14 protein-coding genes and 1 riboswitch are annotated in these 13,018 nt (G+C 29.5%); of the genes, 1 reads left to right on the forward strand and 13 read right to left on the reverse strand.

All coding sequences use genetic code 11. The features are described from left to right. Positions 1-96: 96 nt before the first annotated feature. The 9 genes from def to ACREV6_RS21065 form a co-directional block, all read right to left on the reverse strand. Positions 97-561 (reverse strand): peptide deformylase, encoded by a 465-nt coding sequence (def, locus tag ACREV6_RS21025; protein ID WP_431580051.1) that lies wholly within the window; start codon positions 559-561, stop codon positions 97-99. Continuing rightward, positions 539-1,663, reverse strand: a complete 1,125-nt coding sequence (miaB, locus tag ACREV6_RS21030; RefSeq protein WP_431579998.1) for a tRNA (N6-isopentenyl adenosine(37)-C2)-methylthiotransferase MiaB — start codon at positions 1,661-1,663, stop codon at positions 539-541. The genes def and miaB overlap by 23 nt, the downstream gene beginning before the upstream one ends. 37 nt (positions 1,664-1,700) lie before the next feature. Beyond that, positions 1,701-2,060 carry a C-GCAxxG-C-C family (seleno)protein gene (locus tag ACREV6_RS21035; protein WP_431579999.1) on the reverse strand — a complete coding sequence of 120 codons (360 nt, stop codon included), beginning with the start codon at positions 2,058-2,060 and terminating at the stop codon, positions 1,701-1,703. A 229-nt stretch (positions 2,061-2,289) separates the two neighbouring features. Further along, positions 2,290-3,990: an ABC transporter ATP-binding protein gene (locus ACREV6_RS21040; RefSeq protein ID WP_431580000.1), complete on the reverse strand. Its 1,701-nt coding sequence runs from the start codon at positions 3,988-3,990 to the stop codon at positions 2,290-2,292. Between the two features lie 9 nt (positions 3,991-3,999). Beyond that, positions 4,000-4,836 (reverse strand): ABC transporter permease, encoded by an 837-nt coding sequence (locus ACREV6_RS21045; protein ID WP_431580001.1) that lies wholly within the window; start codon positions 4,834-4,836, stop codon positions 4,000-4,002. Continuing rightward, positions 4,829-5,140, reverse strand: coding sequence for an ABC transporter permease (locus ACREV6_RS21050; protein ID WP_431580052.1), 312 nt, complete (start codon positions 5,138-5,140; stop codon positions 4,829-4,831). The genes ACREV6_RS21045 and ACREV6_RS21050 overlap by 8 nt, the downstream gene beginning before the upstream one ends. Continuing rightward, complete coding sequence (locus ACREV6_RS21055; RefSeq protein ID WP_431580002.1) at positions 5,137-5,826, reverse strand: ABC transporter permease; 690 nt, start codon at positions 5,824-5,826, stop codon at positions 5,137-5,139. The genes ACREV6_RS21050 and ACREV6_RS21055 overlap by 4 nt, the downstream gene beginning before the upstream one ends. A 1-nt stretch (position 5,827) precedes the next feature. Further along, positions 5,828-7,396, reverse strand: coding sequence for an ABC transporter substrate-binding protein (locus tag ACREV6_RS21060; protein WP_431580003.1), 1,569 nt, complete (start codon positions 7,394-7,396; stop codon positions 5,828-5,830). A 13-nt stretch (positions 7,397-7,409) separates the two neighbouring features. Continuing rightward, the gene (locus tag ACREV6_RS21065; protein ID WP_431580004.1) at positions 7,410-8,234 is read right to left on the reverse strand and encodes a class I SAM-dependent methyltransferase; all 825 of its coding nucleotides are present in this window, start codon (positions 8,232-8,234) and stop codon (positions 7,410-7,412) included. 129 nt (positions 8,235-8,363) lie between these two features. Next, positions 8,364-8,543, reverse strand: a riboswitch (cobalamin riboswitch). A 360-nt stretch (positions 8,544-8,903) separates the two neighbouring features. On the opposite strand from ACREV6_RS21065, the gene ACREV6_RS21070 reads away from it, so the two are divergent. Then, the gene (locus ACREV6_RS21070) at positions 8,904-9,542 is read left to right on the forward strand and encodes a histidine phosphatase family protein (RefSeq protein WP_431580005.1); all 639 of its coding nucleotides are present in this window, start codon (positions 8,904-8,906) and stop codon (positions 9,540-9,542) included. Between the two features lie 77 nt (positions 9,543-9,619). On the opposite strand, the gene ACREV6_RS21075 is transcribed toward ACREV6_RS21070, so the two are convergent. The 4 genes from ACREV6_RS21075 to ACREV6_RS21090 form a co-directional block, all read right to left on the reverse strand. Then, the gene (locus ACREV6_RS21075; protein ID WP_431580006.1) at positions 9,620-9,976 is read right to left on the reverse strand and encodes a NifB/NifX family molybdenum-iron cluster-binding protein; all 357 of its coding nucleotides are present in this window, start codon (positions 9,974-9,976) and stop codon (positions 9,620-9,622) included. Between the two features lie 39 nt (positions 9,977-10,015). Then, positions 10,016-10,843, reverse strand: a complete 828-nt coding sequence (locus ACREV6_RS21080; protein ID WP_431580007.1) for an Mrp/NBP35 family ATP-binding protein — start codon at positions 10,841-10,843, stop codon at positions 10,016-10,018. Positions 10,844-11,021: 178 nt separating this feature from the next. Next, positions 11,022-11,456: a DUF134 domain-containing protein gene (locus tag ACREV6_RS21085; RefSeq protein ID WP_431580008.1), complete on the reverse strand. Its 435-nt coding sequence runs from the start codon at positions 11,454-11,456 to the stop codon at positions 11,022-11,024. Between the two features lie 394 nt (positions 11,457-11,850). Further along, positions 11,851-12,780: a radical SAM protein gene (locus tag ACREV6_RS21090; protein ID WP_431580009.1), complete on the reverse strand. Its 930-nt coding sequence runs from the start codon at positions 12,778-12,780 to the stop codon at positions 11,851-11,853. Between the last annotated feature and the right edge of the window lie 238 nt (positions 12,781-13,018).

Genomic DNA, 13,018 nt, shown 5'->3' on the forward strand with positions numbered 1-13,018 from the left:
ATAATCTGTATATCTATTATAACCAACTATTCATAAAAACATTATTTAAAACAAAATAATATTATCTTTTAGTTGCCACTAAAAAGAACCGCTAACTCACGACTGAAGGTCACGAGTGTGCGCGGTCCAATTATCAATAAATAAAATACCATTTAGATGATCAATTTCATGACAAAATGCTCGTGCAAGTAATCCTGTAGCTTGAATTTCTACATTTTTACCAATTTCATTTATAGCCTTAACCTTTACCTTATATGGGCGCTTAACCTCTCCAATTATTCCCGGAATACTCAAGCACCCTTCTGTATCTTGTTGTTCCCCTTCTATTGCTATTATTTCTGGGTTTACAAGTTTGATAAGTCCCTCACCTATATCAACAACAATTATTCTTTTAAGTATTTCTACCTGTGGTGCAGCAAGTCCTACACCCCTTTCTTTATACATTGTTTCAGCCATATCATCCATCAACTGTAATATCCTTTTATCTATCTTATCAACATACTTTGATTTTTTTCTTAACACATTATCTTTTTTATAATTAGTAATATATCTTAAAGCAATAACACATTCCCATTCTCTCATGCTTTATCTCCTCTGGAATTTGATCAGTCATTTCATTTGCTGGTGTACCCTTTCGTTTAGAATAAATATAAGTAAATGCAGAATCAAATTGTACTTCCTTAACTAAACTTATAGTTTCCAGTAAATCTTCTTCACTCTCTCCAGGAAAGCCAATTATAATGTCTGTAGTAATAGCAACATTTGGTATTTTAATTCTTATTTCATTTATTAGATCAGTATATTGTTTTCTATCATATTTACGATTCATTTTTTTTAAAAGTCTGTTAGATCCAGATTGAACAGCAAGATGTACATGCTCACAAACATTTTCACATCCTGCAATAGCATCAATCACTTTACTTGAAAGGTCCTTAGGATGAGATGTCAAAAATCGAATCCTCTCAATATTTGGAATAATATTTACCTTTTGTAAAAGATCAGCAAAATCGACTTTAGGCTCTAAATCTTTCCCATAAGAATTTACATTTTGACCAAGCAAAATTATTTCCTTATATCCCTTTTTCACTAAATCTTTAATTTCATTTTCAATATCAATTGGTTTTCTACTTCTTTCTCTGCCTCTTACATAGGGGACAATACAATACGTACAAAAATTATTGCAGCCATACATTATTGTGACATAAGCTTTAATACTATTATTTCTATCAACTGGAATACCTTCAATTATATCTTCTTCTTTACTTGCAATTTCAATAATTGATTTATCTTCCAGGCGAGCCCTATGTAAATATTCAATAAATTTGTGAGAATTATGAGTTCCAAAAATTATATCAACAAACGGATATTTTCTAAGTATTGTTTCTGCCATACCTTCTTGTTGCATCATACATCCACAAACTGAAATAATTAAAGAAGGATTGATTTTTTTAAGTCGTTTCAATTCTCCCAAATTTCCGTAGACTTTAAACTCTGCATTTTCTCGTACACAGCAAGTGTTAAATATAATAACATCAGCTGATTCTTTTATGCTTGTTTTAATATACCCAAGCTGCATTAACATACCTGATAGTTTTTCAGAGTCTTCTTCATTCATTTGGCAACCCCAAGTTTCTATATAATACTCTAATATATTATTAATCATAGTTGCATATTCTCCTTTATGTAGATTTACTCGAAATCTATTCCACATACTCTCTTAAAGCATTATAGGTATACTCTATTATTTCATTACAAGACACACCTTTTTTCTTTAACTCTAAACATTCGAATGTTCCATATTTTTCTTTTACCTTATTCATTATTCCCTTTGTATATTTTCTTGATTCATTCTTAATTGTTGCTTCTTCTCTTCCTTTTAATGCTCCTAGTGCTATAAGCGCCCCTGTAATTGCTCCACAAGTACTTCCTACCATCATACCAGATCCAAAAGGACTAGCAATAAAAATCGGAATATCAAAACCATTTTCTTCATTAAATGCCTTTACTACAGATTCTGCACAATTATATCCTTGCTTATGATATTCTAAAACATCCGTCATTAACATCTACCTCTTATTCTTTATTTTTCCCTAAATATTTATATGTTTTTATCAATTTTTTGTAAAACTTTTTATATTGCCCCTCCAAATTTTTTATTATAGTTGCATATTGGCATTTGCCATTTTTATATTACTTCTTTTTTTGATTATTGTCAAATGCCAACTATAGTTATAAAAAAAAATAGGTAACATCCTCCCTTTTTAATACTGCAAGGAGCTACCCATTATTTTATATACCCTCATTAACAAGTTTTTTAGTATAAGCTTCAACAGGATTAGAAAAAATTTGTGATGTTAACCCTTTTTCTATAATTTTTCCTTTATGCATCACATACGTTTGATCTGCAATCTTTAAGGCTATATTAAGATCATGAGTTATATATATCATTGCAAAGCCTCTTTCATTCTGAAATCCTTTTAAAAGCCTTAATATATTTGCTTGTGTTGAAGGATCTAACATTGAATTTATTTCATCAGCAATTAAAAGTTTTGGCTCCATTATAAGACTCCTAGCTAATGCCAATCTCTGTCTTTGGCCCCCACTTAGCATATAACATTTGTATTTTAAAAAGTTCTCATCATAGGGTAATTTCACTTCTTTTAATACTTCAATTACTTTTCTCTTTCTTTCTTCTTTATCATCTTCTTTTAGTATATCTAAAGGTTCTTTTACTATATCTTCTACTGTAAACTGTTCATTTGTAGCTGAAAAAGGATCTTGAAATACTATTTGTATTCCATGTTTATGACAAGTTGCACTATTTCCTAAAACCTTTTTTTCCTGAAAAATGATTTCGCCAAAATCCGGACTAATTATACCTGATAAAATTTCAGCAAAAGTACTTTTACCAGAGCCCGACTCTCCAACTAATGCAATAACTTCACCATGACGAATTTTAATTTCACAATTATCACAGGCAGTAACCCTTCTTCCATTAGAACTATAAACTTTATTAATGTTGCTTCCATGCAAAAGAGTTACAATACCTCCCCTATTGCATGCTACCTTTCTATTTAACGCTACCCATTCTAATTTAGGAACTTTAGTCTTACATATTTCTATACTTTGATTACACCTTCCATAAAAACTACACCCATCATTAATATTATTATTTTTTTCACCTGCTATTCCCCACATGTCCTTATATATATTTATACTTGGAGAAGAATTAATAAGTCCTCTTGTATAACTATTCATTGGGTTATTTATTACTTCTTTAGTTAATCCCTCTTCAACTATATATCCTGAATACATAACTGCTACTCTCGAAGTAAGTTTTAAAATTGTTTCTATTTCATGAGATATAATGATTAATGTAAATCTTTTTAATTTTTGCATTTTTTTTATAAGATTTATAATTTCATTTTTAGAAACTGCATCTAAAGCAGTGGTAGGTTCATCAGCAATTAAAACCTCTGGATCGCAGGATAGTGCCATTGCTATAAGTACTCTTTGTCTCATTCCTCCAGATAATTGATGTGGATAACACTTTCCGATTTCTTCATCTAGTCCTACCATTTTTAAAAGTTCCATTACTTTTTTATTACTTTCTTGTTTGCTTATTTTAATATGCTTTTCTATACACTCAAAAATTTGTTCATGAATATTTAAAACGGGATTTAAAACCTCTAAACAATTCTGAAATACAATTGCTATTTTACTCCATCTGATTTTATTTAACTCTTTCTTGTTTACTAATTGTAAGTCTATATCTTTATAATAAATTTCTCCATCCACTTTTGTAGGTTTCTTTAAAAGGCCCATTATTGCCATGGCTAAAGATGTTTTTCCACTTCCAGACTCTCCGATTATTCCTAAACTATCACCTTTATTCAAAGTTAAATTTATATCCTTAGCTGCTACAAAATCAGTATTTTGTGCTTTATAAGTAATTTTAACATCTTTAAGTTCTAAGCTTTTTTCTTGCATACTCCACCTCTATAATTTCATATCTATTATTTTCTCTAAGTCTCTACTAATAAATGCAATTGAAACAATAAGCATGATAATAGCAGTAAGAGGACTCATTATCCACCATTTCCAGTAATTTGTATAATAAATCCCCTTAAATCCAATTGCATGATTTAAAATTAATCCCCAGCTTTTTGTAACAGGATCTCCTAGCCCTAAAAAGGCCATACTTGCTTCCGCTACAATTGCCTTACTTACAAGTTTTATAACGCTTACCATCATAATTGGCATAATAGATGGTAAAAAATGTTTCCATGTTAAATGTATAAAATTTGCTCCATAACTTTTAGCTATTAATATGTATTTTTCTTGTTTTATAGAAAGTACTTTTGACCTTACAACTCTTGCTGGAGTAGTCCATGAAAACAATACTAATATCAAAACAATATTCTTAATACTTGGGCCCCAAAACGCTCCTAAAACAATCATCATAGGCAAATTGGGTATTACGATAATCATGTCAATTATCCTCATAATTATTTTATCTACTAACCCTCCAAAATAACCAGAAAATATTCCTATTATACTTCCTCCAACGCCAGCTAAAAATGCGGATGCAAAACCTATGGTAATGCTAATTTTAGACCCATAGCATATCTGTGCCCATATATCTATGCCTATATCATCCGTGCCTAACCAATGGGCTTTATTAGGTGGTTCAAAAGCTTTTCCCGAAGGTATATTATGTGGCCTAATACTTATAATATTTGAGAACATGCCCATAAGTATCATTATGATAATTATCACTATAGATATTTTTCCTATTATACTAAACTTATTAATTTTTTTCATAAGCTTATTCATATTGCTTCACCCTAGGATCCATTTTTTTATATACTATATCAGCAAAAAAGTTCATAGTAAGCACGCTTACTGCAATAAATAAAAATATGCCTTGAATTAAAGGATAATCTCTTACCATTATAGCTTCTCTCATTAAAAATCCTATACCTGGATAATGGAATACATTTTCAACTAATACAGCACCTCCAAACATAGTGCCCAAACTTAGAAAAAATCTTGTGACAATAGGTAATATTGCATTTTTCAGCGCATGCCTAAATAATATCCAAGCCTCACTTAATCCTTTTGCTTTTGCTGTCCTTATATAATCCTTATATAATCCTTAGACAATACTGAAATCATACTATTTCTAGATAATAAATAAAACCCTCCAACCGTTGAAAGTACAAGAGTTAACACCGGTAAAAAAGCATGATATACTATATCTTTAATTTGTGAAAAATAACTATCGTAAGTTGCAAAAACAGTGACTGCTCCAGAAAGGGGAAATAAATTTAATTTTGCAGCTAAAATAAATAAACACAATACTCCAATTAAAAAAGCTGGTATCTCTGAAAACACTATCATAATAAAATATAATACTTTATCAATATATCCATTATTGTACCATGCAGATAGTCCTCCTAAAAAAACACCTATTAAGCAGCTAAAAATAATAGATATAAGCACAATTGGAATAGTCCACACTGCCCGACTTATAATTAATTTCAATACATCTTCATTAAAATATATACTATATCCAATATTTCCATTAAGCATACTCACTATATAATCTTTATATTGCTCTGGCATTGAATTATTTAAACCGTAATATTCTTTATATTTTTCTATTTGTTCCTCGCTATAATTCACAGTTACATTCCCTTCTTCTGAAGATAAAAACGTAAATGGATCCCCAGGCATTAACCTAGGGATAATAAAATTAAGTGTAATTATGCAACAAAAAGTAATTAAATACTCTATAAACTTTTTACAAACTTTCTTTTTCATCTTACTTAACTTCTAGATAAGATAATTTATTATGAGTTAATTCATGATGATTAAACATATATCTCCATCCATCATACTTTTCTGGTTTATACACAGTGTACTCAGTGGTATTATAAATTGGTATCTGAGGTACTTCTTCTGCAATTTCCTTTTGCATCTGGAATATTATATCTTTTCTATTAGCTTCATTCATTTCAACAAGTTGTTTTTGACTTAATTCATTTATCTTTTCATTATTATATCCAGGTAGGGATGAAGAATTTTTAGCTTTTTTATCACTTGAATAGATTGTTCTAAGAATATCCGCATCATTTCCCCACCCACCATGACCATTAAGTACCATCTCATAATCTTTGCTTTTTACTGATGCATCTCTGGTTTTCATATCTACACTTTTAACGATTAAATTTATTCCTACTTTTTCAAGGTTAATTTTAATAAGCTCTGCAATTCTTAGCTCAGGTTTTGAATTTGATACTAATAAAGTAAAATTGTGTTTTTTATTATTTAATAATTTTTTTGCTTTATCTAAATTAAAATCATAGTGCTTTACATCATTGTTATACCATAAATGATCTTCTGGCAAATATCCTGCACTAGCTGCTTTAGCTGCGCCCCTAGCAACTTTTTCTATAAGTTCTTGTTTATCAATAGCATAACAAATGGCTTGTCTTAATTCTTTTGTTTTAAATTCCGGTTTTTTCTCCATATTAAATATAAGTCTATAACCCCAAAAAGCTGGATTTTGTTTTACTACAAATTTCTTATTATTTTCATATTTAGGCAAAATATCTGGAGTAATATTTGTAATATCTATTTCACCCTTATCAAAAGCCAATACTGCATCGCTTACTGGTATAAACTGTAATACATCCACTTTTGGTTTTGGTCCCCAATAGTCTTTAAATGCACTAAACTTATACGCTCCTTGCTCTTTTATATATTGATCTAATTTATATGGACCACATCCTATTAAAGCTTCAGGTTTATTAAATTTTTTGGGATCTTCAACTTTTTCCCAAATATGCTTTGGAATAATTCTTATGTCCGCCATTCTATCTAATGTTGTAGCATTTGGTTTTTCCATAGTTATCTTTATTTTATTTTTATCTAATACTTCAGCTTTTTTCACAAAACTTTTTCCTTTAACATTTAAACTATCAGAAACCGGAGAATGTTTTGCAAAATACTCCAAAGAAAACTTTACATCTTCCGCAGTTAATTCTTTACCATCATGCCATTTCACATTATTTTTTAGCATAAAAGTATATTCTTTACCATCAGGTGACACTTCCCATTTTTCTGCTATCCAAGGAATAAGTCCCTTATCTCCTCTTTCTAAAAGGCTATCAAATATTAATCTCATTTTATATGCTCCAGGCCCTCTAGAATAGTGACTGTAAGGAGTAAGATTTCCCCAATCTCCACCCTCAAGTTTTAATACAGTTGTCTTTGTTTCTTTTGATTTTTCTTCGCTTTTTACTTCATTAACTTTTTCAGTTCCACATCCTTGTAATATTAAAGTACATATTAAAAATAAACTTAAAAGCAAGTTTTTACTTTTTTTCATTTCTTACTCCTTTCTATTTCTTCCAATATATCCATGCAATTTTTGCTTCCATAATATCTTTTATCATTCCATCTTCTGCTATGTTAGTTAAATATTTTTTAGTTTTACCTAATACATCATTAAATTCTTCTTTATTCGTTTGAATTTGATGAGTGTAAAGCTCTATGGCTTTTTCTAAAGTGTAAACTTTTTCTATTTTTACATCTTGATAACAAATTTCCGGATAATAACCTAAACTCCAAAGTATATTAAAAGCATAATATATATTCTTTCCCCATCTAGAAGAAGACTTTTCATTGTAAATTTCTTCGGATAAACTATCCATTATTTTATCTTTCCTTTTAGCAAAACTACTCATAAAACAATATCCTTTGCTAGCTTCTATCATTTTCATAAGAGCATCCTTACTATTTATCCCTGGACACATTGATGCAAATACCAAATCAAATTTTTTACTCCAACCCTTCTCTTGGATATTAGCCATTTCCCAAGGGCACAATTGGAAATCTATATTTTTAATATTTTGTTGTTCCGCATTGCCTTTAGCATACCTAATCATCTCAGGTGAAATATCAAGGGCTGTAACTTTTTCCACTAGTTTTGAGAATTGCACACTATATTTTCCTGGTCCACATCCTATATCTAAAATTTCTGAATCTTTATTAAAGTCAATTTTAGATATTAAAAAATTCATTGCATTATTAGTATTTTTTATGTTTTCTTTTTTAAAAACTCCCTTATTAAACTCCTCAGCTCGTGAGTCCCAGAAAATTTGCTGACTATGTAAATCTTTTAATTCTAAAGCTTGCCACTGTTTTTCATAATATTCCATATTCATAATTTAAATATTCTCCTTTTAAAGTATTTCAACATAAAGATGTCCCTTTATTAACTTTAGACATCAGTTAATAAAGAGACTTATTTTTTCTACAAATAATAATCACCTCCTTTATATTCCGTAAAGTTAAGTGTAATAATAACATAGGCAGGTCTTCTGACTTCAGCATCATAATTTTATTAACCTTCCAGATAAAATCCGTGGTAATATAATAAAACTCCTCTGTTACAGCGGCGGTACCGTGTAGGATTTTCACCTACTTCCCTTTTCACTAATTTTTAAATTAGCACCTATACTAAAACATTCATTTTTATTGGCTTATGCTACAAATCATATACGCAATACTATATTTTGTCAATATATTTTGTATTTTTTACTATTTTTTTCCCAACTCCTCCCTTCTCAATAATAATACGATTAATTGCAATAAACGTAATAAGTGCGAAGAAATTTGACATTAATATTATAATATATTATAATATTGGCATACGCTAATATTATAATAAAATTTAAAAATGATAGTATATCTGAAATTATTTTCTAATTTTTGAGTACACCTCCACAATTGTAACCTATGTCTCAAAAAATATTAAGAATAATAACAAGTGAATATATAAAACAGATTATTATACCTGTTACTTTAAAATTAACTAATGGAGGAAATAAAATATGAAAACAATATTAACTTTAGTAAGGCATGGCGAAACAGAATGGAATGCTTTAGGAAAATTTCAAGGTTGTAAAGATATCAATCTATCAAAGGAAGGCATCCTACAAGCTAATTATCTAAAAAAAAGATTTAAAAATAAATTTGGTTATATCTATACAAGTCCTCTAAAAAGAGCAATGCAAACAGCAGCAATCATATCTGAAAGCAGTAAAATCAAACCTATAACCCAATTAGAATTAAGAGAAATAAACTTTGGGGATTGGGAAGGCCTTACCATAAAAGAAATTGAAACTAATTTTCCGGAAAAATTTATTGAATGGAGAAATGATGAACTTAATGCACCTATGTGCGGTGGCGATTTAAGTCTTAAACTAGCAAGTATCCGCGCTAAAGAAGCTATCTTAGAAATTGTAAAAAAACATCAAGGAGAGGATATTGTCATAGTAGCTCATGGTGGAATTATTAAAGCTGGTCTAATAGGTATTTTTGATTGGAAAATGACCATGTATCATAAAATGATTTTAGGGAATACGGCTATTAGTAAAATAGCATTTAATCATAGCTTTAATCCTACATTACTTACATTAAATGATACAAGTCATCTTCCTACCAATTATGATATAAAATCTTATGTTTAGAATAGCATGTAGAAACCTTAATTATAATTAAAAATGGGAACTCAATATAGAGTTTCCCATTTTTAATATCATATTATTTATTGGTGATGATGTTCACCATGATGATTGCAAACTACATCTTTATCTTCTAAGGTTCCATTAATATATTCCTCAATAACTTTTTTATATTCCCCTGATGCGCCTTTTATTACTTTAAGGCCATTCTGTTGTAAGCCGCTGATTGCACCTCCACCAATTCCTCCAGTAATAACTACTGTAGCTCCCTTGGCTGAAAGTAAGTCTGCGAGACCTTTATGCTGATGTGCAAATTCCACTGAAGATATCTCTTCAATACTTACAATTTTTTTGTCTTCTACAGTTGCAATTACAAAACTTTCACTCATTCCAAAATGTTGATTTACCATATTGCCCTTATTAGGTAGTGCTATTTTCATGTTTTTTTCCTCCATTTTTATATTTGATATGTATATTTTTTATTTCTTTATATTATTAATAATTTTACTTATAATATTTTCAACTATTTCTGTTAATTCTGCATTTAGTTTGTATTCACCTTTGTTAGAAATATTAACAATTTCTCTACACATTGGAATTTCACCAAGTAAATCTAATTGATTTTTATTTAAAAATTCCTCTATATTAGCTGATTCAAAGATTCGTATTTTATCATTGCATTCTGGACAAATAATATAACTCATGTTCTCTATTAAACCTATTATGTCTATATTAAGCTTGCGAGCCATATTTACTGCTTTTCCAACGATCATTGACACTAAATCCTGTGGCGTAGAAACCATTACTATGCCTGTAATCGGTATTGATTGCATTACAGTTAATGCAACATCTCCTGTGCCAGGAGGCATATCTATAATTAAATAATCAAGCTCTCCCCATATAACGTCAGTCCAAAATTGCTTAACAACTCCAGAAACTGCCGGTCCTCTCCAAATAACTGGATCCTCTTCATTTTCCACAAGAAAATTCATTGAAATAACATCAATACCCTCTGTAGTTCTAACGGGTACAATGCCAGATTCTTTCATTACAGGTTTCACATCTTTAATACCTAAGAGCCTCGGTATACTTGGACCTGTAATATCTGAATCCATAAGACCCACCTTATAGCCTTTTTTATTAAGTTCATGTGCAATAAGGGCAGATATTGTTGATTTACCTACTCCACCTTTACCACTCATGACTCCGATAATATTTTTAACTTTATTTAATGGGTTATTTTCTATGTTACAGGTGTCTTTATTATCACACCCACCATTTGATGGACAACTTTCGCAATCAGCCATAACTATCACCTCATATTTTTATTTGTCCTATGCCCTTTATATTTTATTTTTAGCATAGGCTATTAAAATATTACCCCTTATTAAGATATATGTCAAACATTGTTTTTTACATTGTAATATCTTTAATCAAAAAAAACCTGAGAATTTATTCTTAGGGTTTTAGATTCTTAAGTGCAATTTATTCATTACACCATTTTTTGCAAAACTTAGCTTTTTTGCCGCAAACAACATTGTCCGAACCACAATCAGGGCAAATATGTTTGTCCTGTTCAACATTTATTTCATATGTGTTGGCGCAATTAGAACATTTGAATTTACAAAATGTTGTTCTGTAGTTACCGCCACTTATTCTTATAGCCTTTCCTTCTGTTAGCGCAATAGCTATTTTTTTTCTTGCACTATCTATAATATTTTGAAAAGTTTGTCTTGATACTTGCATTCTTTCTCCACACTCTTCTTGATTTAGCTCTTCAATATCTTTAAGCCTCATTGCCTCAAGTTCTTCTACTTTTAAAACTATTTCCTCGATCTCACATTTAGGCTTACCCCAAGGAACAAAATATGTGTCATCCGGGAAAAACTCTACTCTTCTAAATTTTATTGGTCTTGGCATTTTAATTCCTCCTGCATTTACTACATATTCCTATAAACATATTACCATATATTTTTTAATATTTTTATATAACTAGATTTTTTTGATTTATATAGTCATAATTTAAATTTAAAACATATATATCAATTATACTATCACATTTATCACATTTAAACTTAATATGCGGAGACTTTCCACAAAATTTTATTGTTACTCGTTTTACATATTATTTAATTATTCACTAAATTTAGTGCCATTTCAAAAGCAGCTTACAATACCTACCATAATCATTGATGGATGATAATACACCCATAGTTGATAAAACTGATATACTTACAGTTGTTGAAGCTCTTTTAAGTTAGACAAATCATGTATTGTTGCAACTCTTTTTATTGTTCTATACATATATATTGCTCTATTTTAATCTATAAGTAATAAATCCCTTATAATCAATATGACTTATATTAATATCTTGATTTAGCCTTTCAATAATATTATCAATTTCTTCACATTTCCTTGAATTTAAAAAACTTTTAATTTCAAACTGATTCATTGGATGTCTTTTGATAATGCTTAAAATAGCTCCATAATCATCTTTGATTCCACTAGAAAATCCAACTGAGACTAAATTTTCTATAGATATACCACCCAACATTTCTATAGCCATATTCATGTTTTCACTGCTAACCGTTTTAACATATTCTTCAGCCGGTGGTCTTGCAGGGGTATTAATATATAATCTATGGTATTTTACTTCTTTAATCAATAATTTTAATTTTCTAAGTGAATCACTAGCATCATTAATTCCATCTATAAGCATTATTTCAAGCCATAATTGTCCCTTATAAATCTTTGAAAATTCAATAAGTCCATTATAGCATTCCATAAAGTTTAGTTTAGGATAAGGTCTATTTATTCTTTTAAAAGTATCTTCATCATAAGCATCTAAGGATGGAAGTACAATATCAGCTCCACCTAATTCATCCCGAACTCTTTTATCATATAATAATGCTCCATTTGTAATAACAGCTACAGGTTTAGACGTAAGTTCCTTGATTTTACCTATTAATTCACCAATTTTGGAATAGAGCGTTGGTTCTTCTCCCTCTCCCACTATTGTAACTACATAAAATTCAGATCCACTCTTTAAATAAGTTTTAAATTCTTCAATAATGTCAGAAATCGAAAAAAATTCTAAACGTTTGTTTGACAATTTATTTGTTCTTCCAAGTTGACAATATATACATGAATAATTACATGTTTTCTTTGGAATAGGACTGATCCCTAAAGATTCTCCCATTCTTCTTGAAGGTACTGGGCCATATACAAACTTTGAATCATTCATAATCTTTCCTCCATTTACCTGATTTAAATTACTTTAGTAGCTTCTAATATTTTTTCAGCCTTTTTGTTATTTCTATAGTATTGAAGTACTATGGCATATTCAACTCTTTTGCTATGTATATTTCCCATTAAATTAATTCCTTCTTTCATTAACTTTTTAATTTAACAATAAATAAGAGGTAGACTACTACCCCTTATTTACTTTTTCTTTGCACATATGACCTTTATAATTATTATTA

This window comes from Clostridium sp., from assembly GCF_050717515.1.
Classification (GTDB): Bacteria; Bacillota; Clostridia; order Clostridiales; family Clostridiaceae; genus Clostridium_AD.

Bases quoted from the DNA above. Each gene is read 5' to 3' on its own strand.
- miaB (WP_431579998.1), bottom strand. From the start codon at position 1,663: ATGATTAATAATATATTAGAGTATTATATAGAAACTTGGGGTTGCCAA.
- ACREV6_RS21040 (WP_431580000.1), bottom strand. From the start codon at position 3,990: ATGCAAGAAAAAAGCTTAGAACTTAAAGATGTTAAAATTACTTATAAA.
- ACREV6_RS21045 (WP_431580001.1), bottom strand. From the start codon at position 4,836: ATGAATAAGCTTATGAAAAAAATTAATAAGTTTAGTATAATAGGAAAA.
- ACREV6_RS21075 (WP_431580006.1), bottom strand. From the start codon at position 9,976: ATGAAAATAGCACTACCTAATAAGGGCAATATGGTAAATCAACATTTT.
- ACREV6_RS21070 (WP_431580005.1), top strand. From the start codon at position 8,904: ATGAAAACAATATTAACTTTAGTAAGGCATGGCGAAACAGAATGGAAT.
- ACREV6_RS21055 (WP_431580002.1), bottom strand. From the start codon at position 5,826: ATGAAAAAGAAAGTTTGTAAAAAGTTTATAGAGTATTTAATTACTTTT.
- ACREV6_RS21090 (WP_431580009.1), bottom strand. From the start codon at position 12,780: ATGAATGATTCAAAGTTTGTATATGGCCCAGTACCTTCAAGAAGAATG.
- ACREV6_RS21065 (WP_431580004.1), bottom strand. From the start codon at position 8,234: ATGAATATGGAATATTATGAAAAACAGTGGCAAGCTTTAGAATTAAAA.
- ACREV6_RS21080 (WP_431580007.1), bottom strand. From the start codon at position 10,843: ATGGCTGATTGCGAAAGTTGTCCATCAAATGGTGGGTGTGATAATAAA.
- ACREV6_RS21085 (WP_431580008.1), bottom strand. From the start codon at position 11,456: ATGCCAAGACCAATAAAATTTAGAAGAGTAGAGTTTTTCCCGGATGAC.
- ACREV6_RS21060 (WP_431580003.1), bottom strand. From the start codon at position 7,396: ATGAAAAAAAGTAAAAACTTGCTTTTAAGTTTATTTTTAATATGTACT.
- ACREV6_RS21035 (WP_431579999.1), bottom strand. From the start codon at position 2,060: ATGACGGATGTTTTAGAATATCATAAGCAAGGATATAATTGTGCAGAA.